This window comes from Desulfobotulus alkaliphilus, from assembly GCF_007830435.1.
Taxonomy (GTDB): domain Bacteria; phylum Desulfobacterota; class Desulfobacteria; order Desulfobacterales; family ASO4-4; genus Desulfobotulus; species Desulfobotulus alkaliphilus.
Genome location: NZ_VLLC01000004.1, coordinates 148,230 through 171,264, shown reverse-complemented (window position 1 = coordinate 171,264; position 23,035 = coordinate 148,230). Strand labels below are relative to the sequence as shown.

General features: G+C 53.0%; 22 protein-coding genes and 1 riboswitch. Of the genes, 5 read left to right on the top strand and 17 right to left on the bottom strand.

The window, feature by feature from the left end; all coding sequences use genetic code 11:
- Both LZ24_RS17515 and LZ24_RS04355 read left to right on the top strand, forming a co-directional pair.
- Positions 1 to 371: type II toxin-antitoxin system Phd/YefM family antitoxin (locus LZ24_RS17515; protein WP_222427526.1), on the top strand; the 371-nt coding region annotated here is incomplete at its 5' end.
- A gap of 91 nt (positions 372 to 462) precedes the next feature.
- A complete protein-coding gene (locus tag LZ24_RS04355) occupies positions 463 to 2,010 on the top strand; it encodes an NAD(P)/FAD-dependent oxidoreductase (protein ID WP_144682713.1) in 1,548 nt (515 codons plus the stop codon).
- Between the two features lie 58 nt (positions 2,011 to 2,068).
- Here LZ24_RS04355 and LZ24_RS04350 read toward each other — a convergent pair whose 3' ends face one another.
- The 10 genes from LZ24_RS04350 to LZ24_RS04305 form a co-directional block, all read right to left on the bottom strand.
- Positions 2,069 to 2,596 carry a GNAT family N-acetyltransferase gene (locus tag LZ24_RS04350; protein WP_186442926.1) on the bottom strand — a complete coding sequence of 176 codons (528 nt, stop codon included), beginning with the start codon at positions 2,594 to 2,596 and terminating at the stop codon, positions 2,069 to 2,071.
- The gene (locus tag LZ24_RS04345) at positions 2,577 to 3,185 is read right to left on the bottom strand and encodes an SET domain-containing protein (protein WP_144682709.1); all 609 of its coding nucleotides are present in this window, start codon (positions 3,183 to 3,185) and stop codon (positions 2,577 to 2,579) included. The genes LZ24_RS04350 and LZ24_RS04345 overlap by 20 nt, the downstream gene beginning before the upstream one ends.
- Before the next feature lie 348 nt (positions 3,186 to 3,533).
- On the bottom strand, positions 3,534 to 4,838 hold the full coding sequence (gene thiC / locus LZ24_RS04340; protein ID WP_144682707.1) for a phosphomethylpyrimidine synthase ThiC: 1,305 nt from the start codon (positions 4,836 to 4,838) through the stop codon (positions 3,534 to 3,536).
- Positions 4,839 to 4,840: 2 nt separating this feature from the next.
- Positions 4,841 to 5,902: a thiamine phosphate synthase gene (gene thiE, locus LZ24_RS04335; RefSeq protein WP_144682705.1), complete on the bottom strand. Its 1,062-nt coding sequence runs from the start codon at positions 5,900 to 5,902 to the stop codon at positions 4,841 to 4,843.
- The gene (thiF, locus tag LZ24_RS04330; RefSeq protein WP_144682703.1) at positions 5,899 to 6,540 is read right to left on the bottom strand and encodes a sulfur carrier protein ThiS adenylyltransferase ThiF; all 642 of its coding nucleotides are present in this window, start codon (positions 6,538 to 6,540) and stop codon (positions 5,899 to 5,901) included. Before thiF ends, thiE begins: the two co-directional genes overlap by 4 nt.
- Positions 6,537 to 7,661: a 2-iminoacetate synthase ThiH gene (gene thiH, locus LZ24_RS04325; RefSeq protein WP_144682701.1), complete on the bottom strand. Its 1,125-nt coding sequence runs from the start codon at positions 7,659 to 7,661 to the stop codon at positions 6,537 to 6,539. Before thiH ends, thiF begins: the two co-directional genes overlap by 4 nt.
- 20 nt (positions 7,662 to 7,681) lie before the next feature.
- Positions 7,682 to 8,485, bottom strand: coding sequence for a thiazole synthase (locus tag LZ24_RS04320; protein WP_144682699.1), 804 nt, complete (start codon positions 8,483 to 8,485; stop codon positions 7,682 to 7,684).
- 1 nt (position 8,486) lies between these two features.
- On the bottom strand, positions 8,487 to 8,687 hold the full coding sequence (thiS, locus tag LZ24_RS04315; RefSeq protein ID WP_144682697.1) for a sulfur carrier protein ThiS: 201 nt from the start codon (positions 8,685 to 8,687) through the stop codon (positions 8,487 to 8,489).
- Positions 8,688 to 8,907: 220 nt separating this feature from the next.
- A riboswitch (TPP riboswitch) is annotated at positions 8,908 to 9,016 on the bottom strand.
- A gap of 114 nt (positions 9,017 to 9,130) precedes the next feature.
- The gene (locus LZ24_RS04310; RefSeq protein WP_144682695.1) at positions 9,131 to 9,571 is read right to left on the bottom strand and encodes an MOSC domain-containing protein; all 441 of its coding nucleotides are present in this window, start codon (positions 9,569 to 9,571) and stop codon (positions 9,131 to 9,133) included.
- 65 nt (positions 9,572 to 9,636) lie between these two features.
- Complete coding sequence (locus LZ24_RS04305; RefSeq protein WP_144682693.1) at positions 9,637 to 10,653, bottom strand: Fic family protein; 1,017 nt, start codon at positions 10,651 to 10,653, stop codon at positions 9,637 to 9,639.
- 276 nt (positions 10,654 to 10,929) lie between these two features.
- On the opposite strand from LZ24_RS04305, the gene LZ24_RS04300 reads away from it, so the two are divergent.
- From LZ24_RS04300 to LZ24_RS04290, 3 genes are all read left to right on the top strand, one after another.
- Positions 10,930 to 12,207: a DNA recombination protein RmuC gene (locus tag LZ24_RS04300; protein ID WP_144682691.1), complete on the top strand. Its 1,278-nt coding sequence runs from the start codon at positions 10,930 to 10,932 to the stop codon at positions 12,205 to 12,207.
- Positions 12,208 to 12,271: 64 nt separating this feature from the next.
- Entirely contained in the window at positions 12,272 to 13,693 is a 1,422-nt protein-coding gene (mltA, locus tag LZ24_RS04295; RefSeq protein ID WP_144682689.1) for a murein transglycosylase A, read from the top strand.
- Between the two features lie 190 nt (positions 13,694 to 13,883).
- Positions 13,884 to 15,905 (top strand): FAD-dependent oxidoreductase, encoded by a 2,022-nt coding sequence (locus LZ24_RS04290; RefSeq protein WP_144682687.1) that lies wholly within the window; start codon positions 13,884 to 13,886, stop codon positions 15,903 to 15,905.
- Between the two features lie 218 nt (positions 15,906 to 16,123).
- On the opposite strand, the gene LZ24_RS04285 is transcribed toward LZ24_RS04290, so the two are convergent.
- From LZ24_RS04285 to LZ24_RS04255, 7 genes are all read right to left on the bottom strand, one after another.
- Positions 16,124 to 16,882: an acyl-[acyl-carrier-protein] thioesterase gene (locus tag LZ24_RS04285; RefSeq protein ID WP_144682684.1), complete on the bottom strand. Its 759-nt coding sequence runs from the start codon at positions 16,880 to 16,882 to the stop codon at positions 16,124 to 16,126.
- A gap of 65 nt (positions 16,883 to 16,947) precedes the next feature.
- Positions 16,948 to 17,127 (bottom strand): tautomerase family protein, encoded by a 180-nt coding sequence (locus LZ24_RS04280; protein ID WP_144682683.1) that lies wholly within the window; start codon positions 17,125 to 17,127, stop codon positions 16,948 to 16,950.
- A gap of 160 nt (positions 17,128 to 17,287) precedes the next feature.
- On the bottom strand, positions 17,288 to 18,199 hold the full coding sequence (locus tag LZ24_RS04275) for a selenium metabolism-associated LysR family transcriptional regulator (protein ID WP_144682681.1): 912 nt from the start codon (positions 18,197 to 18,199) through the stop codon (positions 17,288 to 17,290).
- A 4-nt stretch (positions 18,200 to 18,203) separates the two neighbouring features.
- Complete coding sequence (gene coaD / locus LZ24_RS04270) at positions 18,204 to 18,701, bottom strand: pantetheine-phosphate adenylyltransferase (protein WP_144682679.1); 498 nt, start codon at positions 18,699 to 18,701, stop codon at positions 18,204 to 18,206.
- A 119-nt stretch (positions 18,702 to 18,820) separates the two neighbouring features.
- Positions 18,821 to 19,393, bottom strand: a complete 573-nt coding sequence (rsmD, locus tag LZ24_RS04265; protein WP_144682677.1) for a 16S rRNA (guanine(966)-N(2))-methyltransferase RsmD — start codon at positions 19,391 to 19,393, stop codon at positions 18,821 to 18,823.
- On the bottom strand, positions 19,390 to 20,730 hold the full coding sequence (locus LZ24_RS04260; RefSeq protein ID WP_144682675.1) for a sigma-54-dependent transcriptional regulator: 1,341 nt from the start codon (positions 20,728 to 20,730) through the stop codon (positions 19,390 to 19,392). The genes rsmD and LZ24_RS04260 overlap by 4 nt, the downstream gene beginning before the upstream one ends.
- A gap of 69 nt (positions 20,731 to 20,799) precedes the next feature.
- Positions 20,800 to 23,022, bottom strand: a complete 2,223-nt coding sequence (locus tag LZ24_RS04255) for a sensor histidine kinase (protein WP_144682673.1) — start codon at positions 23,020 to 23,022, stop codon at positions 20,800 to 20,802.
- Between the last annotated feature and the right edge of the window lie 13 nt (positions 23,023 to 23,035).

Sequence of the window (23,035 nt, the reverse complement as noted above, 5' to 3'; positions counted from 1 at the left end):
CCGCTTCCGCACAGGGCAAGAAGCTCCCGAATAAGATTGCGTCACGGGCAAATAGCCTGGGGCCTGTGCATCTGTCTTGCAGGTATGGTCTTTGGAAAACGGTGCTGAACAGTTACTCAAGGTATAAACTTAGAGCAATGGAGGGCCAAGCCATGAAAGCAACGGCAAAAGAGCTTGGGTTTAATTCAAAAAGACTTTTGGATGCGATAAGCAGGGGGGAAGAAGTGATCATAACCTATCGCAGCAAACCCTGCGCAAAGCTCATCCCCTACAGTGAAAAAAAAGAAGCGTCTGCTGAAAACGAATTGTTTGGAATCTGGAAAGACAAGGATACAATCCAGGATGTGGCTGCCTGTTCTGACCGCCAATGATAAACACTATAAAATACTTAAAAATCTTGAAATCATAAAATTCCGGCCTTAGCCGGTGCAAAAATATGTACCCTCCAACAAAGAAGCGACCATGCAACGTTTTGACATACGGGTTTCTCCGGAAGAAATGGAAGACAAAGAAAAGCTCCACCACAGGATTCTTGCCAAGGCAGCCCCCGGAGATCCTGAGCATTTCGACTGGCGTATCCGGAAACAGTCTTTGGATGCAAGGGGCAGAAAGCCCCTTTTTGTTCTTCAGATCGAATGCTGGGAGGGCGAGGCCCCACCTTTGGAAAAGATCCGGGGCTTTGAACCGAAGGCCCTTTCCGGCAGAAGGGTTGTGATTACGGGTGCCGGACCGGCAGGATATTTTGCGGCCTTGAGCCTTCTGGAAAGGGGCATCAAACCCCTTGTGCTGGAGCGGGGAAAGGATGTGCGTTCCCGGCGCTTTGACATCAAGACCCTGTACAAGGGAGAGGTGAACCCCCATTCCAATTATTGCTTCGGCGAAGGGGGTGCTGGCACCTATTCCGACGGCAAGCTTTATACCCGTGCCACAAAAAGGGGAGATATCCGCCGGGTACTGGACCTTTTCTGTACCTTTGGTGCCAGTGGGGCCATCCGTAGGCAAGCCCATCCCCACATCGGCTCCAACCGGCTTCCGGCCATTGTAAAATCCATGCGGGAAGCCATTATAGCCGCAGGTGGAGAGGTGCATTTCAATGCCTTTGTGAAGGATTTTCTCTTTGAAGACGGACGTTTTAGGGCTGCGGTGCTGGAAGATGGGGAAAGGGTGGAAGGCGATGCCCTGATCCTTGCCACGGGCCACTCGGCCCGGGATATCTATACCCTTCTCCATGAAAAGGGTATCCTTTTGGAAGCCAAGCCCTTTGCCATGGGGGTACGCATTGAGCATCCCCAGGAAAGCATTGACCGGATTTTCTATGGCGCCTCCCCACGCCACCCCGCCCTGCCGCCCGCTTCCTACAGGATCAGCTGTCAGACTTCGGGCAGGGGAGTTTTTTCCTTCTGCATGTGTCCGGGAGGCTCCGTGGTTCCCGCATCCACAGCACCGGGGGAGCTGGTTTTAAATGGCATGAGCTTTGCCGAACGCAGCGGCCCCTTTGCCAATGCAGGCCTTGTAACGGAAATCCGGCTTAGGGATCTGGATGATCCTGTGGGAAATCCCTTTGCAGGGCTTCATTTTCAGCAGGGGGTGGAGCAGTCCCTTTTTAATAAAGGAGACGGCAGCCAGAAAGCCCCTGCCCAGCGGGCTTCTGACTTTGTGGCTGCCCGTCTGTCTGCGGATCTTCCAAAGACATCCTATATTCCCGGCATATACAGCGCCCCCCTCCATCAGTGGCTGCCGCCCGTGGTGGCAAAAGGGCTTTCCGAGGGACTTCGCCTCCTGGACCACCGCCACCGGGGATATCTGAGTGAAGAAGCCACCCTCCTTGCGGTGGAATCCCGCACCAGCTCACCCGTCCGAATCCCAAGGGATTTGCAGACCCGCATGCATCCGGAAGTGTCCGGACTTTTCCCCTGCGGAGAGGGGGCAGGCTATGCCGGGGGAATCGCATCGGCAGCCATGGACGGCATGGCCAGTGCAGAGGCCGTGGAAAGGTATCTTGCCATTTAAATTATCAGGATTAATGACTAAAATTCAGTGCCATTTTCGCCTGATGAGGTAAAATCTGTCAGGCAGGCCTGCAGTCACCCAGAGCAAGGTCACAATAGGTGTAGGTCTCACCCGTATCATACCAGTTGTCAAAACTTGCCAGCTCCTGCCCTCCCAGTGCCTTAAAATTTTTCAGGGAGCCATTGCACCGGAAATGTCCGCCAACCTTCTGGAACCCTGCATTTTCAGCAGCATTCACAAAGGCCTTAAGGAGCTGCCTGCCAAAGCCCTGATGCTGGAATTCTGGCAGGGTAACAATATTGCTAAGGTAGATGAGGTTCACGCTGTTTTCTCCATACACATCATGGAGTTTAAGATCCGTAAATACCTCTCCAAGGGGTTGAAACCCAAGCACATTGCCCACATAGCGTCCCTGAAAAAAGGCCACCAGCCCCATGCCCCCGGCACTTTGCAGTGTTGCGAGACAGCTTTCCGAAGATTCCCTTATGTTTTCAGGAAAAACTTCTTCGGAAGACAGAATCTCCTTTTCAAAATCATAAAAATTATCCGCTGTAAGGGCTGTGAAATCAAGCATGGCTACAGGCATTCTCTCCGGCAAAATAACAGCAGCGGATGGAGTCGGCGTTCCGCTCCCCCTTTGCAATGGCAAGGGCGATATCATGGCTCTCCTTTGAAATCAGACCTGAAAGGGGCTGGGCTACGCTATTGAAAAAAGTAAAGGCTTCTGCCAGCCGGGCATCCCAGATATCCGCATAGCGAAGGATATCATCGGGCAGAACCCGGCTGCGCTGGCACCCTTCTTCCGGGATACAGTCAAAGGGCTCAATAATATTAAAAAATCCGTAATCATTGGTGATCTGCTGCCCCACTTCAATATCCTGTACAGCCAGTTCAAAACCATAGGGCGTGAGAATACAGGTGGGGGAAAAGCTGTGGTTGACATAGCGGGTATTGTCCCAGCAGAAAATCCATCGGCCACAGCGGTCCCGGAAACAGTAGGTTTCAAGTATTTCCTGATAAACGGGCTCAAGGCTGCGGACTTCCGCTTCCGTAAAAACCCTGTCAAAATGGTCCTGTACCCAGACAACGGTGCCTTTGGGAATGGGCCGGGTGGCAAAAACGCCTCTGCCGATTTCTTCACTGATAAAACGCACTTCCGTATGGGGATGCAGCATGGGCAGGAAATTCCTTCATGGGGGTTCGGGGAAGAGGGATGGTATGGACAAAAGGGGATTTTGTCTCAGGATCAGGACCATCCGGATTTCCTTTACAGAGAGACGGAAATCAAGTCAAGAAACAAAGCGGGGTTTTATAAAAAACAGAATGGTTACAGGGTGTTGTTTTTTGATTTTATGGCCGGTCAGCCTGCCGTTATATGAGAGAAACAAAGAAAAGATGCCGCCATGAAATGCATCATGCAAAGCCTTGCCACCCTGATTATGACAGGAGCACTTTCATCTCCCCCAGAGCATGGATAAAAGCCCCTCCCGAAGGAAGGGCTTTTACTCATTAAAGCCCGGCCATCAGTCCTGAAGCTGAATATCCTTCCCTTCCCGGATGCGGTTCATGTTCCGCACGGCACACATGCGGCCGCACATGCTGCAGGAATCCTCATGTTCCGGCATGGAGGAGGCCCGGTAGGCCCTTGGCTTGTCGGGGTCCATGGCAAGGCTGAACATGGTTTCCCAGTCAAGGGCCGCCCTGGCCCGGCTCATGGCATCATCCCATTTCCTTGCACCGGGAATTTTCTTGGCTATGTCTGCCGCATGGGCAGCAATGCGGGAGGCGATAATGCCTTCTTTCATATCTTCCAGATCGGGAAGGCGCAGGTGCTCCGCAGGGGTGACATAGCAGAGGAAATCCGCACCGCTGGCAGCGGCAATGGCTCCGCCGATGGCGCTGGTGATGTGATCATAGCCCGGAGCCACATCCGTGACCAGTGGTCCCAGAACATAAAAGGGCGCACCATGGCAGAGGCGTTTTTCCATCATCATGTTACCGGCAATTTCATCCATGGCCATGTGGCCGGGGCCTTCGATCATGACCTGCACATTGCGCTCCCAGGCCCTGCGGGTCAGTTCCCCTAAGGTGATCAGCTCCTGCACCTGACAGGCATCCGTGGAGTCGTGAAGACAACCGGGACGACAGGCATCCCCAAGGCTCAGGGTCACGTCATGGGCTTCGCAGATCTCAAGGAGCCTGTCATAATGCTCGTAAAAGGGATTTTCCGCATCATTGAGCTGCATCCATGTATAAAGAAGGGATCCGCCCCGGGACACAATGCTGGTGATGCGCTCATTTCTTTTGATTTTTTCTGCGGTTTCCCGGTTGAGACCCGCATGGATGGTGAGAAAATCCACACCGTCTTTTACATGGGTTTCCACCACACGGAAAAATTCATCCACGCTGATGTCTTTGATATTCTTATCGTAAAAGCCCACGGCATCATAGATGGGCACGGTGCCGATCATGGCGGGGGAGATTTCCACAAGGCGTTTTCTGAATTCCTGTGTTTTTCCGAAACAGGACAGATCCATGATGGCTTCGGCTTTGAGCCTGAGGGCAAGGTGAACCTTTTCCATCTCCATTTCCACATCGGAGCAGTCCTTGGAAATACCCAGATTCACGTTGATCTTGGTGCGAAGGCCTTCGCCCACACCTTCGGCACTTAAATTCTTGTGGTTTTTATTGGCAGGAATGATGATCCGGCCCTTTGCCATCAGCGCCATGAGGCGTTCCGGGGTCATGCCCTCTTTTTCGGAAACCGTACGTATTTCCGGGGTGAGAATACCCTTTCTCGCTGCGTCCATCTGTGTGGTGTAAGTCATGCTTATTTTCCTTTTTTAGACAGAATGTTTCTGATTTCTTTTATTTTTCCGCCAATATCTTCAGCACCCGTAATTTCCGTGACAAGGCAGATGCATGAAGCACCCCGCTTTGCCACTTCATGGATGTTGTGGGCCTTGATGCCGCCGATGGCCACAAAGGGCAGGGGAATGTTGCTCACCACATGCTCAAGGTAGGTGAAGCCCACGGGATCGCAGACATCCTTTTTGGTACGGGTTTCAAAAATGGGACCGACGCCGATGTAATCGGCTCCGGATGCAAGGGCGGCGGCGGCCTGTTCCGGACTGTGGGTGGAAAGTCCGATGGCCATGGTTTCGCCCACAAGCTCCCTTACGGCAGAAAGGGGCCAGTCATCCTGACCGATGTGCACCCCATCCGCACCCACCATAAGGGCAAGGTCCACATCATCGTTCACCACAAATTTTACTCCGTAATCCTTTGTGATTTTTCTGATTTCCCTGCACTCTTCGTATTTTTCACGAAGGCTTTTATCCTTTTCCCTGTACTGCACAAGGCGGATGTCCGCATCCATCATCTGCCGCACCACATCGATATTGGATCTTCCTTTAGAATGCTCCGATGCGGTAATGGCATAGATATCCGTATTCAGAATATTTCTGCGGTTTTCTGGAATCAGGGCCTCCAGAATACGCTTTTCCAGCGTGTAGGTCCGAAAGCGGCAGCTTTCAAAAAAACCGCACAACTCCGGCATGGAAAGGCCAGCGGCCTGCTCTTCAAGGCTTCGCAGTGCTTCCTGTACCCGTTTGCAGTTGGCCACGGCCACATCAGCCATGCCGGATCTTTTTCCTGGCGGGCCGTTCTGGGAAATCACCAGGCCCGGATCCCTTTCACTGTCTCTTGCTTTCACAGCCCTTGAAGCAAGGGCGGCTGTTTCTTTGCGGATACTGTGCCTGAGGTTCCTCAGGGCCATGGAAAGGGCGGCATCTTCGCAAACAAAACGCAGCATATCCTCCAGCACCCGCAGCCCTTCGCAGCAGCGGTTTAAATTGGCATCCATGATGCGGTAAAGGGGAGAGGGGGTCATGGGCTTATCTCCTTGGATGTCAGGGTTCCTATGAGGTGTTTCAGAATAAGATCCGCCTGCATGGCAGCGGCAATGCCCACCCTGGGCGACATGGGGGGGATTTCTGTCTCCGAAGGTGTGCGTCCGTCCCCCACCACAAGAATATTCTTTCCGAAGGTAGAAACCCTGATGCCTTCGGGATCGCCGTAGCCGCCAATGCCAGAAGCCGCCACAATGAGCTTTTTTTCAGGGGCAAGGGTTTGCACCAGCAGGGCTTTGGCTGTGGCATCGTCCAGGGCTTCCACCACCCGTTCACAATCTTGAAAAATGACCTTCATATTTTCCGGGCCAAGGCGGATGAAGTGGGTTTTTATGTCCAGTGCGGGGTCGATGCGTAACAGGTTCTCCTTCAGGGCTTCCACCTTGGGCCGGCCCACCTGATCTTCAAAATAAAACTGACGGTTGAGGTTGGAGGGGGCTACCCGGTCGCAATCCGCCACCACCAGAGAGCCTATGCCAGAACGAACCAGATGACAGGCCACATTGGAGCCGAGGCCTCCTGCACCGGCGATGCCAATGCAGGTCTTCTGCAGCCGTTCCCGGCAGTGGGCGGGCAGGTGGGTGGAAAGGCCCTGTCTGAAAAGCGTGTCATGGCTCATGCGCTTTTCTCCCATGGGTCCATGGGTTGCCAGTCCTGATAAAGGGGCTGGTATCCTTTAGCTTTGATGGCGGCAGCCATTTCTTCCACGGATCGTTCATCGGAAATATCAAACTGGCCCGTACCGGAATCTTTGTCACTGTGTCCGCCCACGGCCGTGCTTACACCCGCAGACATCCTTGTGACACCAAGGCCCATGATGTTGTCCCTGAATTCTTTTCTCTCCCTTGTGGATATGGATATGCCGCATCTGGGCATGAAAATCCGCTGGGCCAGAAGAATCTGCACAAAATCCGCATCACTCACCTCACAGGCTGGTGAATAGCTTCCTGCATGGGGCCTCATTCTGGGCAGGGAAATGCTGATTTCAACTTCCGGGTAGTGTTTTTGCAGCCAGTCCGCATGAAGGCCCGTGAAAAAGGCATCCCTTCGCCAGTCATCAAGGCCCAGCAGAGCGCCCACATTCACCATGCGCATACCCGCCATGCAGCCCCGTTCCGGTGCATCCAGCCTGAAGTGGTAATCTTTTTTGGGTCCATAGGGATGAAGGGTTTCATAGAGGGTTTCGTTGTAGGTTTCCTGATACAGGGTGAGGCCGTCCACACCTGCGGCCACCATGCGGCGGTAGGTATCTGTGTCCATGGCGTAGATTTCCATGGCGATGGAGCTGAAATGTTTGCGCAGCTCTCTGCAGGAGGCTTCTATGTAGGCGGGTGTGGCCATTTTTGGGGCATCGCCCGTAAGGATGAGAATATGCTTTAAGCCGTCTGCGGCAATGAGGCGGGCTTCTTTGGCCACCTCTTCTAAGGAGAGCTGTTTTCTGAAAATGGCGTTGGCGCATCCGAAACCGCAGTAAACACAGCCGTTGGTACAGAAATTGGAAAGATACATGGGCGTGAACAGCTGTATGGTTCTGCCGAAGTGCCGGATGCTGAGCTCCCTTGCCTTCACAGCCATTTCTTCCAGAAAAGGCCTTGCCGCAGGGGATAAAAGGGCAAGAAAATCCCTGCTGTCGCAGCTTTCCTTTGAAAGGGCACGCCAGACATCCCTTTGACTGATGGATGCTGTGAGCTCTTGAATGTCTTCATTTTTACAGGATGCCAGCAGGTCATAAAAACCCATGGTTTTCTCCTTTTGTTTTTTTAAGAAAGAAAGCCTGTCAGCGGAGAAGAAGCATAGGCCCTGCCCGGTGAAACAGCAGCTTCTCCGGCAAGAAAGGCCTTTCTTCCGGCAGCCACTGCCTGACCAAAGGCTTGCGCCATGGCCACGGGATCGCCCGCTCCGGCAATGGCCGTGTTCACAAGACAGGCCGCAGCCCCCATTTCCATGGCTTCGCAGGCCTGGGAAGGTTTGCCGATTCCCGCATCCACAATGATGGGCAGGGAAATTTCCTCAATGAGAATCCGCAGCATTTCTTTGGTCTGAAGCCCACGGTTGCTGCCGATGGGCGCACCAAGGGGCATCACAGCCGCAGCACCGGCAGAAACAAGGCTCCTTGCAATCATCAGGTCCGCATTCACATAGGGCAGAACCACAAAACCCTCTTTTGCGAGAATTTCCGTGGCTTTTACCGTTTCATAGCCATCGGGCAGCAGATAGCGGTTGTCTGATATCACTTCTATCTTGATCCAGTTGCCGCAGCCCATGGCGTTGGCCAGACGGGCGATGCGTACGGCTTCCTCCGCCGTTCTTGCTCCGGAGGTATTGGGCAGAAGCCTTATATTGGAAGGGATGTGCTGCATGACATTGTCCGTTGTGGCATTCATATCCACCCGGCGCAGGGCAACGGTGATCACTTCACTCCCTGAGGCGGCCAGAACACCGGGAATCAGGGTGTCTGAGGGATACTTTCCCGTACCCACAAAAAGACGGGAGGAAAGGCTGTGGCCTCCGATGATCAGGGCATCCTTTTCAGGTGAAAACAAATCAGGGGCAGAAAGGTTCATCTCATCCACCTCCCACAAAGCGCAGAATTTCCACCTGATCTCTGCTCTTAAGAAGGGTCTCTGGAAAACGGTTTTTTTCGATGATGAGGCCGTTCAGCTCCACCACCACCGTATCCGGTTCAAGCTTTTTCGACTGGAGAAAGGCAAGGATATCCGTGCTTTTTTCCAGCACCTCTTCTTTGCCGTTAACGATGATCTGCATGGTGCTTCCTCCGTGGGTGTGCCTCCTTTAAAAACTGCATAAAGAGGACTTTTTCATGGGCCGGGGGAGGAAGATAGTGGAAGCTTTTTTTGGGGAGGGTATGGGGCCGGGGCTGTCTTCTGACAGGCCTGTTTTGTTTTTTGCATCAAAGAAAACAAAAAGGGCCTGCCAAAGGCAAGCCCTGAAGAGACCTTTTACCGGATGCATGTATCTGTTGCACCCTTGCTCTTTTTCGCTTCCCTACGGCAGTACGAACTGCTTCAGGTTCCAAGGGTCGGATCTTTTTTATGATCCCTCTCAGCCTCTTTAAGGCTCCCCCAGCTGTCAACATCAATTTTCAGGCCCTTCTATAGGACAGGATGAAGCGGGAAGTAAAGGTTTTTTTTCCATGGCAAGGGGCTTCGCACTGCCCCGTTGGCCAGCAGGCTGTTGCCTGATTGTATTCAGGAAATGTAATAACAGCGGGTATCACTGCTTATTTCCCCGCCTTTGAGGACCCGGGCGAAAATGCCCTTCCTCGGCATGACACAGTCTCCGACCTTGTGATATATGGCACAATGGTGATGGCATTCTTTACCGATCTGTGAAACCTCAAGCTCTGCTTCTCCAAGGAAAAGCCGTGTTCCAAGGGGAAGGCTGCTGAGATCAATGCCGCCTGTCGTAATGTTCTCGGCAAAATCACCAAAATCAAGCTCCATGCCTTTGCCACGCATGGTCTGAATATCTTCATCCGCCAGAAGCGAGACCTGCCTGTGCCACTTACCTGCGTGCGCATCTCCTTTTATTCCGTAATCTGCTATCAGCATGGCCGTGGCTAAGGGCTTTTTCTGAATCCCTTTTTTTTCAGAAATGTTAACCGCAAGAATTTTAAATTCATTTTTCACAGCGTACTCCTTCTACTTTTTTTATTCTTACCATTTGTGCCCCCTTTTCTCTGGTGAGTGTGGTTTCATGGCCTGCCATCTTCCCTTCGCCACTGTTGGCCCTTTTCCGTCAGTCTGTACTGTTGCATGCGGCTGCTGGGCTTGTGGGGAAGGGTCATTTCAATCAGCCCGTCCCTAAGGGCCGGTTTCAGGTAGCGTTCCCTGAAGGATTTCCGGTCCTGAAGGCCAAGGCTTTTCTGAAGGGCTTCCCTGCCCATCTCGTGACCGAGTGCCCGGAGAAGGTCCGCGACTTGGGGGCTGACCTGGGGGTTGACCTGGGGGGTGGCACTGGTCAGGGCCTCCTGAATCATGGTCAGCATGAAGGTGATGAAGGGGGCGGAATCGGTCTGTCGGGTGCTTTCCTGAAGGGCTTCATAATAGGCGGCCTGGTGGGCGTACACGAGACTTTCCACGGGAAGATCAGCAAACAGGGGGTTCCAGCGGGCCAGAATCAGACTTTGCCAGAGCCTTCCAATGCGGCCGTTACCGTCGGTAAAGGGGTGGATGAATTCGAACTCGTAGTGAAAGACCGAACTGGCGATGAGTGGGTGGGCATCTGTGGCGGCCAGCCAGCGGAACAGATCGGCCATCAGATGCGGCACCCGGTCTGCGGGCGGGGCCATGTGAATCACTTGGCTTCCCGCCATCACCCCCACGCCACCATGCCGATACAGCCCCGCCTCGTTGATCAGGCCGGACATCAAAATCCGATGGGCTTCCAACAGACCCTTTTCGGACTCCGGCTTCCAGCTATCAAAGCGTTCGTAGGTGGCCAGGGCATTTTTCACCTCCTGAACCTCGCGGGGCGGGGCGATTACCCGCCTGCCGTCGAGAATGGCCGTTATCTGGGCTTCACTCAGGGTGTTGCCTTCGATGGCGAGCGAGCCGTGAATGGTGCGGATGCGGTTGATGCGCCGAAGCCGCAAGGCTCTCGCCTGGTCGGTGAGCACGGTCAGCCGACCTGTGGTTTCACAGATCAGGGCAACCCGGTTCAGGATTTCGGGGGTGAGGGAGTAGGGGGGCTGGTAGGTGGATTTTTTCATGGGGAGCCTCTTCCAGGTAAAACCCCTGCGCTTTGCAGGATTGATTCAAATTCCAGCATCAAACAGTCTGGAATCAATTTAATTTTCATAGGTCACACGGCCCACCAGGGCAAGCTTTTCTTTGGGCCAATCTTCCGGTCGCCATCATCCCTGTCCTGCCTTCCTGATGAGATCCCTTAAAAATACCTTCAATTGGCGCTGCTGAAAAGGCTTCAGGACATGGGCATTGCAGCAGAACAGGCAATGGTATAAGACAGGTTGCAGGAAAATGTTCTCTTGGAAGAATCTTTGCAGGAAAAAAGTTCATCACCCGGAAATGCCATGCCCTTTACCTTTGAAGTCCCCCATATCCTTGGCGTACTGCTTTTTATCGCTTTTCTGATCTGTCTTCTGCTTTTGTATTCCGGTCAGATACTTAAACAAAAGCTCAGGAATGCGGAATATGCCCTTGCCATCAGTGAGGAAAAGCGTCTTTTTATCGAAAAGGGGCAGGAAGGTCTGGAGCGTTCCTTAGAAAACCTCTGTGCGAAAATATCGGAAGAAAATCAGCGTCATTTTCTGGAAATGGCAGACAGAAATTTCCGCCATCATCTGGAAAGTGCGGGGCATGCCATGGAAAAAAGGGAGCTGAATTTCCGCAACCTTCTGGATCCTGTGCGGGAAATGCTTTCGGCCTATGAAAAGGAGGTACATACCTTTGCAAAGGACAGGGAACGCACCCTTGGAGAACTGAACCGCCAGCTTTCCATGCTGGGAAGCGCACAGGAAGATCTGAAAAGTGAAACCAGACGGCTTGTCTCCGCACTCCGCCAGCCCCAGACCCGTGGCCGGTGGGGTGAAAGCACCCTGAGAAGGGTGGTGGAAATCAGCGGTCTTTCCGCCCATTGTGACTTTGCCGAGCAGGTGCATACGGAAAACGAAGGGGGCATCTTTCGGCCGGACATGCTCATTACCCTGCCCGGTGGCAGGCAGGTGGTGATTGATGCCAAGGTTCCCCTTGCCGCCTATCTGGATGCCATGGAAGCGGAAAACGATGCAAAGAGAAAAGAGGCCCTGACTGCCCACAGCCGTCAGGTGGCCGGGCATGTGCGTCTGCTTTCGAAAAAAAACTACTGGCAGCAGTTTCAGCCATCTCCGGAGTTTGTCATTCTTTTCATACCCGGAGAAAACTTCTTTTCCGCCGCACTGAATGAAGATCCCGGACTTCTGGAACAGGCAGCGTCCAAAAATGTGCTTCTGGCCACACCGGGAACCCTCATTGCCATGCTGAAAACCATTGCCCTTGTATGGCGGGAGCAGGAGTCCTTTGAAAACAGCAGAAAAATTGTTTCCATGGGAAAGGAGCTGCACCAGCGGCTTCTGCGTTTTACTTCCCACATGAACAAAATGGGTCAGGATCTTGAAAAAAGCCTTGCCACCTATAACGGAATGACGGGCTCCTTTGACCGCCGTGTCATGCCCTGTCTCCGTCAGTTTGAAGAACTGGGCATAGCAGGGGATGCCCGTATTCCCGAGCCCGGACATGTGGAAAATACCCTTAAACTGAAAACCTGAAAGCCTGTCGGAAGAGAGCAGGCTTTCAGGTTTTTCCATATCATCCATCAGGAGTAAAGCAGCGATGAACACCCCGTTTTTTCCCGCAGACAGAGATGCCCGCAGATCAGACCTTTCCATTAGGCCAATTTCTGGAATGAAAATACCTTTTGCCCCCCTCTCCCTCTGGGAGAGGGTAGGGGTGAGGGTTCAATTTTCGGGTACTTTTAATCTCGGCAGTAACCTTAAAGAAAAAAGGGAGGGGCTGAATTCCGGATTGTCATTTGTTTTTTTTCTGATTTTGCTTCTTACCTTAAGCGCATGCTCCGGCAAAACGCCCCCCGCACCGGACCCGGAACCCGTGCATCCCGAAACCCATCGTCCCCTGATCCGCCTGAGTCCGGAAGCTTACCCGGTTTTCAGTGATGATCTCCAGTATGAAGGACTGCTGGCTGTCCTTTATAAAAGCCTTGAATTCTACAGGCGGATTTCCCCGGACAGACCCGTCCGCTTTGGTGAGGATGTATATCCGGCCAGTCACATGATTGCCACAACCCGTGAACTCATGGCCCTTGTCCACACCCGACCCGATCCGGAAACCCTGAACCGTGCCATACGGGAGAATTTCCTTGTGTACCGGGCCGCAGGCACACCGCCTCCGGGCAGTGATTCACGACCCGAAGGAAAAGTTCTTTTTACGGGGTATTATGAACCCCTTCTGAGGGGCAGCCTTTCCCAAAGGGAAGGCTTCCGTGTTCCTTTGCATGGCATGCCCGAAGATCTTGTTGAGGTGGATCTTTCCCCCTTTGGTCAGGAATATCAGGGCAAGCGCATCCGGGGGCGGTGGACGGGAAGCACCTTTGCACCCTATCCGGACAGGGATGCCATTGTCCATGGCGGGGCACTGGATGGAAAAGCCCCTGTGGTTGCCTACCTTGCCTGTCCCATAGACAAGTTTTTCCTGCAGGTACAGGGCTCGGGTATTGTCTATCTGGAAGAGGGCGGGTTTATCCGTGTGCATTACAGGGGGCAGAACGGCAGGGCCTACCGCTCCGTTGGCACCCATCTTATCCGCACGGGCAGGGTTCCCAGAGAAGAGATGTCCATGCAGCGCATCCGCCAGTATCTTCTGGAAAATCCCGAAGAACAGAGGGAAATTTTAAGCTATAATCCCTCCTACGTGTTTTTCCATACGGTGCCGGACGGTCCCATCGGTGCCTTAGGCTTTCCCCTGACACCGGGGCGGTCTGTGGCTGTGGACCGCAGAATCTTCCCGGATGGCGCTCCGGTTTTCATAGAAGCGGAAAAACCCGTCATCTATGCCGATGGCAGCATTGCAAACTGGCAGCCCTTTTCCCGTTTCATGGCCGCCCAGGATACGGGAGGGGCCATACGGGGCAGCGGCAGGGCAGATATTTTCTTTGGCAATGACAGGTATGCGGAAATTGCCGCAGGCCATCTGCAGCATGCGGGGGAAATGTATTTTCTGGTGCTGCCCATGCAATAAAGCCGGGAGTCTGCTTTTTTTATAAGGAAAAACTTGACGAAGATTCTGAAATAGGATTTAGTTAGTACACAAGTTATTGTTCATGAGGCTTTGTGGCTGACTGGATAGAAAAATCTTTTATTTGCAGGTTCTTTGCAAAAACATCAAAATATAAAAAATGTTCGTATGCAACCAGATTAAAGGAGGCAGTATGACCACCCAGATCCGGGGAATCGATCCCCTGTTCCAGCCCATCCAGATTGGCAGCATGACGGTAAAAAACCGTATCTATATGCCTGCCATGCACCTTGGTATGTGTGAAAATTATGAAGTATCCGATCAGGTTACGGCCTTTTATGAAGAAAGGGCCAGAGGCGGTGCCGGTGCCATCTGCGTGGGCTACGCCTCCGTTAATGAGCTTTCCGCCAACGTCACCCACATCGGTGCCCACGAGGATGCCCACATTCCCGGCCTTAAAAAGATGGCCGATGCCATCAGGCAGCATGACTGCCGTGCGCTGGTACAGCTCAACCATGCAGGCCGTTACAACCATTCCATGCTCCTGAACGGTAAACAGCCCGTTGCGCCGTCTGCCATTGCTTCCAATCTCACCCGTGAAGTTCCAAGGGCAATGACCAAGGAAGACATTGATCAGACCGTGGCGGATTTTGCTGCTGCCGCAGGTCGTGTCAAGGCTGCCGGTTTTGACGGCGTGGAAATCCTGAGTGGCACGGGCTATCTCATCAGTGAATTCCTCTCTCCCTTGACCAACAAGCGGGAAGATGAATACGGTGGCCCCTTTGAAAACCGCTGCCGCTTTGCCCTGGAAATTTTCTCGGCCATCAGAAAAACCGTAGGGCCGGATTATCCCGTTGTGGTCCGCATGAACGGCAACGACCTCATGCCCGAAGGCATGGGCCGGGTGGAACTGCGGGAATATGCACGAAAGCTTTCCGATTCCGGTCTTGTGGATGCGGTGTGCATCAACGTGGGCTGGCACGAGGCCCGTATTCCCCAGATTGTCACCAGCGTTCCCAGAGGGGTGTATGCCTATCTGGCAAGGGGCATTAAGGAAGTGGTTTCCATTCCTGTCATTGCCAGCCACCGCATCAACGATTCCAAAGACGCCCGCAGGCTCATTGCCGATGACATGTGCGACATGGTGGCCATGGGCCGCAGCCTCATTGCCGATGCTTTTCTGCCGAAAAAAACGGAAGAGGGCCGGGAAAATGAAGTGATTCACTGCATTGCCTGTGCCCAGGGATGTTTTGACAACCTCTTTAAATTCAAGCATGTGGAATGTCTCTGTAACCCGAGGGCGGGCTATGAATTCAAAATGGCTGCGGTTAAGGCCGACAGGGTGAAAAAGGTCTTTGTCATCGGCGGGGGTGCCGCAGGCATGAGTGCCGCCCTGGCTGCCAATGAAAAGGGCCACGATGTTACCCTTTTTGAGGCGTCCAGCCGTCTGGGAGGCCAGCTTTATCTGGCAGCCGCACCTCCGGGACGGGAGGAATTTGCAGAGCTTGCAAAGGATCTTGCCACTCAGGTACAGGTGAACAATATCCGGGTTATGTTGAAAACCACTGTAGACAAGGCCCTGCTGGAAAAGGAAAAGCCCGATGCCGTTATCCTTGCCACTGGCGCGGAACCCCTTTCCCCGCCCATCCCCGGCGCAGACCTTCCCCATGTGGTGCAGGCCTGGGATGTGCTGGAAGACCGTGCCCATACGGGTAAAAATGTTGTGGTCATCGGCGGTGGTGCCGTGGGTGTGGAAACGTCCATCTTCCTTGGGGAAAAGGGCACCCTTTCCGGGGAGGAGCTGAAGTTTCTCTTTGTGAACAGGGCCGATGACGTGGAAAAACTCTACGAACTGGCCACAAAGGGTACCAAGAATGTGACCCTCATCGAAATGACCCAGTCTCTGGGCAAAGATATCGGTAAGTCCACCCGCTGGACCATGATGCAGGAAATGAAGCGCATTGGCATCCGTACGGATGTTACCACCAAAGCCCTTGAAATAACGAAGGAAGGTGTGAAGGTGGAAGGCAATGATGGCCTGGAGCTGATTCCTGCGGATTCCGTGGTACTGGCGGCAGGCTCAAAGCCCGTTTCCGCACTGAAGGAGGTTGTGGAAGCTCTGGGTATTTCCTGTCAGGTCATTGGTGATGCGGCAAAAATCGGCCTTGCCTTTGACGCCGTGCATCAGGGGTATGCTGCCGGAAGGGCAGTGTAAAATGCCTATGGATCTTGAGTGTCGGATTCGGGAGCTTTTTGTCCTGCGCCTTGTGAATGCCCCGCTTATTTTCATGGGATGGCAGTGTTGAAGCATCAACAGAGCCTGAACAGGTTCTGATTTTCTGCCAAAAAAACTCCGGCCATCTTTTTTTAAGGAAAGGGGCCGGAGTTTTTTATCTGAAATGCTGCCGCCGAAGTAAGCAGAATGGCATGCTGTCAGAGGCTGAGGTCCATCCGGATACCCGTCAGCACCTCCCCCGTATCTGCCGCACGGATGGCCTGCACACAGCACAGCCCGTCGCCTGCTTCTTCCCTTGCCGTGTATACCCGGACACTGCGGGGAGGGCCGATATCATGGTGATAGTGGATATCAAGCTTTCTGATGCGGCAGGGAAAAAGCTCCGATGGGGAGAGGGCTTCCAGCGACCACTTGAGGTAGGCTGTATTGTTGGCGTGGCGGTTGTAATCCATATCATCCTGAAGTACGGAAAAATCCATGGTCTGCGCCGTATCCGGAGGCAGAGGGATTTCTTCCGTTTCAAAGGGAATGCTGCCATCATTCTCACATAACTCAGGAGGCATGGCCCTGGACAGCCGGACCGGTTTCCCCGTATTTTTATCCACCAGGACCCAGGCACAGGTACTTTCCATGAGAGGCTGGCCCATTTCATCGGAAAGCTCAAAGCGACGGATCTCATAGAGCCTGCGAAGGGGGGCCCGCCATGACCGCAGGGTAAAAAGTTCATCCCATGCCGGGAATCGATAAAACTCAAAGTGATATCTGTTTACCACCCATATTTTGTTCAGGGCTGCCACATGCAGGGCGGAAACGCCCAGAGCAAAAGCGTGTCGGCTGGCAATGTCCTGGCAGATATTCAGCACGGCTGCGGGTTTCAGGTGCCCGTCCATTCCCACGTGGGAATAGGGAACCCTGCCTGTCTGGGTGAAAATTTCACTTTTATCATCTTTGTTCATCGCCACTTCCGTAAAAAACAGGGATTACAGGAGACACCCGGTATGCTCAGGCAGAAGATCAGAACTCATCCGTGCATTTTACCACCCGTTGCAAAATCAGCGGGTGAAAAGTCATCAAAACGTATCCAGATTCTGGAAGGATCAACATCCATGTTTTCAGCAACAATACGGGTGATTTCTTCGGCAACCTTTTTTTTCTGTTCCTGGCTGCGGCCTTCTTTCAGGGCAATGGTGATGATGGGCATTGGATTTTCCTTCAGGAATTATACCGTTGAAGTTTTTACCTGTACGGTTTTACTGTTGGGAAGGTTAGGGAAGTCCTTTTATTATGAAATAAGGGTTTGTATCTGTTTGTATTCAATGACTAAAAATAACTACGGGAAAATAGGGGTGCTTTATTAGCCATTAAATCAATCCCTCCGGCAGGCTGTAAATTTCCTGCATGTACCGGATAAAGGCCGTGCACAGGGGGGAGGGGGTTCTGTCCCTGTGACGGGTCAGATAGAAATTTCTGGAAAGGTGAAGGCCTTCCACCGGAATGCAGCGGATACGGCCGGAAGCAAGTTCTTCTTCCACGGCCACGGGCGAGAGGATGGAGACTCCGAGACCGCTTTTGATCCCCTGTATCACGGCCTGGGTATTGCCCATTTCTGCCACCACACAGAGATCTTCTATGGAGATGCCAAGGGTTTTTAAGTGGCTGCTGATGGCCTGACGGGTTCCGGAGCCCTTTTCCCTGAGAATAAAAGGAGTTTTGGACAGCGTTTCAAGATCAATGCTTTTCCGGTCGGTCAGGGGATGGGAGGCAGGGACCATAAGTCCCATGATGTCTTCCAGTATGCAGATCTGTTCCGCCCTGCGGTCTTTGGAAAGGGCTCCGATAATTCCCAGTTCCAGAGTACCTTCCAGTGTTTCCGTAAGAATCTGATCGCTGTCTCCAATGACAAGGGAAAGGGTGACGTCGGGGTGGCGTTCCGCAAATCCGCCAACCAGCTTTGGCAGAATATAGGCCCCGGGAATGGTGCTCCCCCCCACCACAAAGCGCCCTTTGATGGCACCCTGAAATTCCGCCATGGCCGTTTCCGTTTCATCCCGCAGCTGCAGCATGCGGCGGGCATGCTGATACAGAAGACGGCCTGCTTTGGTGGGAACGGCTTCCTTGCCCAGCCTGTCAATGAGGCGGCATCCGAAATGGCTTTCCAGATCCCGGATGTGACTGCTGATGGTTGGCTGGGAGAGATGCACGGACTGACCTGCCTTGGAAAAGCTTTTGCGCTCCACAACCTTGCAGAAAATATTCAACTGCCATAAATCCATTGGATTATTCCTTGCCCAGCTTTTCCTTAAGCCGCTGATGTACCACGGGGCTGACCATACCGGAAATATCCGCTCCGAAACTGGCCGCTTCCTTGATGACGGAAGAGCTTGTGAAAATCCAGCGCAGCCCTGTGATAAGAAATACCGTCTGAACATCCCGGTTCAGGCGACGGTTCATCATGGCCATCTGAAATTCGCTTTCAAAATCGCCCATGGCCCGCATGCCCCGGACAATGGCCCTGGCACCCTTTTGCTCCGCATAATCCACCAGCAGACCATCAAAGCTGTCCACCTCGATGCGGTCTCTGTGTTCGGCAAGGCTTTCCCGGATCAGTTCCTTGCGCTCCTCCACCGTAAAAAGACCGGTTTTTTTCGGGTTGTGGAGGATGGCGACAATCACTTTATCAAAAATACCCAGTGCCCGCTCGATGATGTCCGTGTGACCGTTGGTTAAGGGATCAAAGGAGCCGGGATAAATGGCAATGCTTTTTGTGGCTTCCATGGGAGTTCACCTGATTCCGGGTAGTAATTAGAAATTTTAATATCCGACACACAGTGAAAGGTCCGAAGTTGCTCCATTGTGCTGTCCGGAAGTTTCTTTATGTTAAGATATAGAAAAAATCAATGTTTCTCTTCTTTGCTGTTTTGAAAGGAAAGCCTTGCCAGAAGGGTTTTACCGTAGGTCCGCAGGTCTTCCCTTACGAAGCCTTCCTCTTCCGGGGGCAGGGGATCTTCTGCCGTATGCTCGCAGATGATGCAGGATGCGGGTGTCAGCAGTCCGCCTTTTTTCAGATGTCCAAGGGCAATGGCCGTAAGGCCCCTGCCATAGGGCGGGTCCATGAAAATAAGGTCAAAGGGTTCTTCATTGCGCAGGCAGCGGAGATCTTTTCTGATATTCCATTTAATGATGCGGCTTCTGTCTTCAAGGCCTAAGTTTTCAATATTCTGATACAGCACTTTCAGGGCCTGGGGATGCTGTTCCACAAAGACCGCAGACAGGGCGCCGCGGCTGAGGGCTTCCATGCCAAGGGCGCCGGTTCCTGCAAAAAGATCCAGTACCCTTGCCCCTTGCACACGGTCTGCACCCAGTATGGAGAAAAGGCTTTCCCTGAGGCGGTCGCTGGTGGGGCGGGTATCGGTGCCGGAGGGGGCTTTGATGCTGCGCCTTTTGAGGCTGCCTGCGATAATCCTCATCCTGCCAGGGCTTCCATGTGTTTTTGGAAGGTTTCCGGGTCCAGGCCGCAGGCCGCTGCTGCTTCCGGAATGTTGTGGTTGTGTATGGCAAGCTGCCTGCGCAGATACATGGCGCTGAAAAGATCCATGGCACTCCTGTAATCCCTTGCGGCCATGGGGTCGGGCAGTGCAGGCATGCCGAATCCGAGATCTTCCAGAGATGAGGGGGAGATGGTGGTTTCCTGTGCGGAGATGGCCAGTCTCTCCATGATGTTTTTCAGCTCCCGGACGTTTCCCGGCCAGTCGTGGTCACAGAGAAGATCAAGGGCTTCCGGGCGGAGGGTTTTTACGGGTATTTTACTGCGTATGGAGGCTTCTTCAAGGAAGAGTTTTGCCAGGGGAGCGATGTCTTCCTTTCTTTCCCTTAAGGGGGGAACGGTAATGGGAAGCACGGCAAGCCTGTAATAAAGATCTTCCCGGAAGTTACCCATACGGATTTCCTGCTCCAGATTTCTGTTGGTGGCTGCGATGATGCGCACATCCACCTGTATTTCCCGGCTGCCCCCGGCCCTGTGAAAGCGGCCATCCTCCAGAAAGCGCAGAAGGTGTCCCTGGGCGGACATGGGAAGATCTGCCACCTGATCCAGAAAAAGACTGCCCTTGTGGGCCATTTCTATGCTGCCCTTGTGGCGGGGAAGTGCGCTGTCTGTCCCGCCCTTTTCCATGCCAAAGAGCTCCTGTTCAATGTGTTCCGGAGAAAAGGCGGCACAGTTGACACAGATGAGGGCTTCCTCGGAACGCTGACTGAGCTGGTGCAGGCTGCGGGCAACCAGCTCCTTGCCCGTACCGTTTTCTCCCAGAATCAGGGCAGGCATGGGGCTGCCCGCCGCCTGAAAAACCTGAAGCCGCAGCTGCTGCGCAGGGGCTGAGTTGCCGGTGATGGCGTGGCGGTCCAGATTTTTTTTCTTGAGATAGCGGTTTTCTTCCTCCAGTTTCTGGAAATTCAGGGCATTGTGAATGGTGATGAGTACCTTGTCTATGGACAGGGGTTTTTCTATAAAATCAAAGGCCCCCGTTTTTGTGGCCGTGACTGCCGTATCAATGGTGCCGTGGCCTGTGATCATTACTACGGGCAGGTGGGGTTCCGTTTTCCGGATTTCTTTTAAGGTATCAATACCGTCCATGCCGGGCATCCAGATGTCCAGAAGTACAAGATCCGGCACCTCTTCTTCTATGCGTTTTAAGGCTTCATATCCGTTGGCTGCGGTTTTTATCTCAAAACCTTCGTCCTGCAGAAGATCACCAAGGGTTTTGAGGATGCCCGGTTCATCATCCACAATGAGGAGTGTGGGAAACATGGGTTTTCTCCTTATTTTTTTAAGGCATTAGGCCTGGTATTTTGTTCGGGCTGCAGGCAGAAGGATGCTTTATTCTTCCTCATGCAGGGGGTAGTCAATGCGGAAGCAGGCACCCGAAGGGCTGTTATCCAGCACCTCAATGCTGGCCTTGTGTTCTGTGACAATGGAGTTGACAATGGCCAGTCCCAGGCCGGTGCCACTGCTTTTGGTGGAGTAGTAGGGTTCAAAAAGCCTTCCCTTTTCCTCCGGCGAGATGCCGGGGCCATTGTCCCGGATTTCAAGGCGCAGGATGTTTTTACCCGATGGTCTGAAAAGGGCAACCTGAATTTCTCCTTTTTCTCCCAGAGCGCCAGCGGCATTGCCCAGAAGATTCAGGAGGAGCTGATGGGTCTGCTGGGCATCCATGGGGATGCGGGGAATATGGTTTTCTGCATGAAAGGAAAAGCGGATGCCGGGGTGGGCTTCCCGGAAGGCGGCCACTGTATCCGATACAAGGGGTTTAAGATTCCCGGGCCGGAGCCGGGCTGCCGGGAAGCGGGCATATTCGGCAAATTCGTTTACCAGATTGCGGATGACATCCACATGATCCATGATGGTGCGGGTGCATTCATTGAAAACCGGATCTTCCAGCATGTTTTTGTATTTTCTGCGCAGGCGCTGGGCAGAAAGGGAAAGGGGGGTGAGGGGGTTTTTCACCTCATGGGCAATGCGCCTTGCCACCTCCCGCCATGCGGCCATGCGCTGGGCCTTTTCCAGCTCCGTTACGTCGTCAAAAACCATGACCGTTCCCATGCGTCTGCCCGTATCATCCATGAGGGCGGAAAAGTGCATGTGGAAATTTCGTGGCTGGTTGTCCACGGTAAGGGAGATGGGAAATTCCAGGTCGCTCTTGCTCTCCCGGATTGTTTTTTCGTAATTTTCAGCCAGTTTTCTGTATGTTTCCGGAATACTTTTTTTGTAGGGGCGTTTGAGCATGCTGCCTGCGGAAAGCCCCAGCATTTTTTCCGCAGAAGGATTGATGGTTGTTACAATGCCCGAAGAATTAAAGGAAATCACCCCGGCAGAAACATTTTTTAAGATGGTTTCAATGTAGCGCCTGCGTTCTTCAATTTCTGCATTCTGCTGGCGCAGCATGCGGGCCGAAAGGGCCAGCTGTTCCTGGCCCATCTGGAGGTCTCTGGTCATGCGGTTGAAGGCATTCACCAGAATTCCAATTTCATCATCGCCTGCCGGTGCAATTTGAAACCCAAGATCCCCCTCGCCGATGCGACGGGTGGCATGGGCCAGCTCCATAAGGGGTGTCGTAATGGTACGGGCCAGATAAAAGGCAAACCAGATGGCGCAGAACAGAACCAGCAGAGCTACGATGGTAAGGGCCAGATAATAAACCTGTTGCACTGGCTGGCGGAGCAGCTTGACCTGTTGATATTCACTGCTGCCCTGGGAGATGGCCTCAAGGTTGCGGATGAGGGTTGTGGGTATCAGGCTGCCCATAACAAGATAGCCTTCAATGGCTTCGTTTTCCGCACGGAAGGGAATGGCGGCAATGGTACGGATGAGTTCTCCCGAAAGGAAAGTTTCCGTGATATTTTTTGTGCCTGTGTCGTTAATATTCAGCCTGAAGATTTCTTCGGGAGAGAGGGGGGTGAGGCTGGCATCCAGTTTTTCTGATTTAGCTGAAAAAAGTATCTTGCCCTTGGGATCATGGATATCCAGCGTGTCCATGGGAAGGGCAGCCAGTCTGCCAGCGGCGTATTGCTGAAGAGCTTTTGCAGTCTGCGTATGCAAGAGCTTTTTCTTCTGAATTTCATCTGCTGTTTTTTCAATGAAAAACCGATTGTTATCCGTTGTCTGCGTGTAGATGTGCCGCCCTACGGAAATGGAGTTCTCAAGGGCCTGTTCCACGGGCACGTTGAACCAGAAGGCAATACTGGTGGAGATGAAGTTGATGGAAAAAATGAACAGCACGGTGGTGGGCAGCAGGGTCAGGGTGACAAAGGCAATGAGCAGCCGGGTACGCAGCTTTGCACCGGGCTGTCCTTGTTTTCTGTCATAGTAGAGTTTGACCAGATTCCTAAAAACCAGAAAGATAAGCAGCAGCAGAAGGAGAAGATTGATGTTGATGATGGCAAACATCAGCAGGGTATGGGACAGGGGAAAGTCTGCGCCAAAGTTCAGAAAGTGGGTTTCCGCAAAGGTGAGAAGGGCCACCAGGGGCAGAAGGCAGAGGATGAGAATCAGTTCCCGTTTACGGCGTTTTCTTTCTTCGCTGGGTGGACGGTTTTGGGGCATGGGGCCTCCGGGA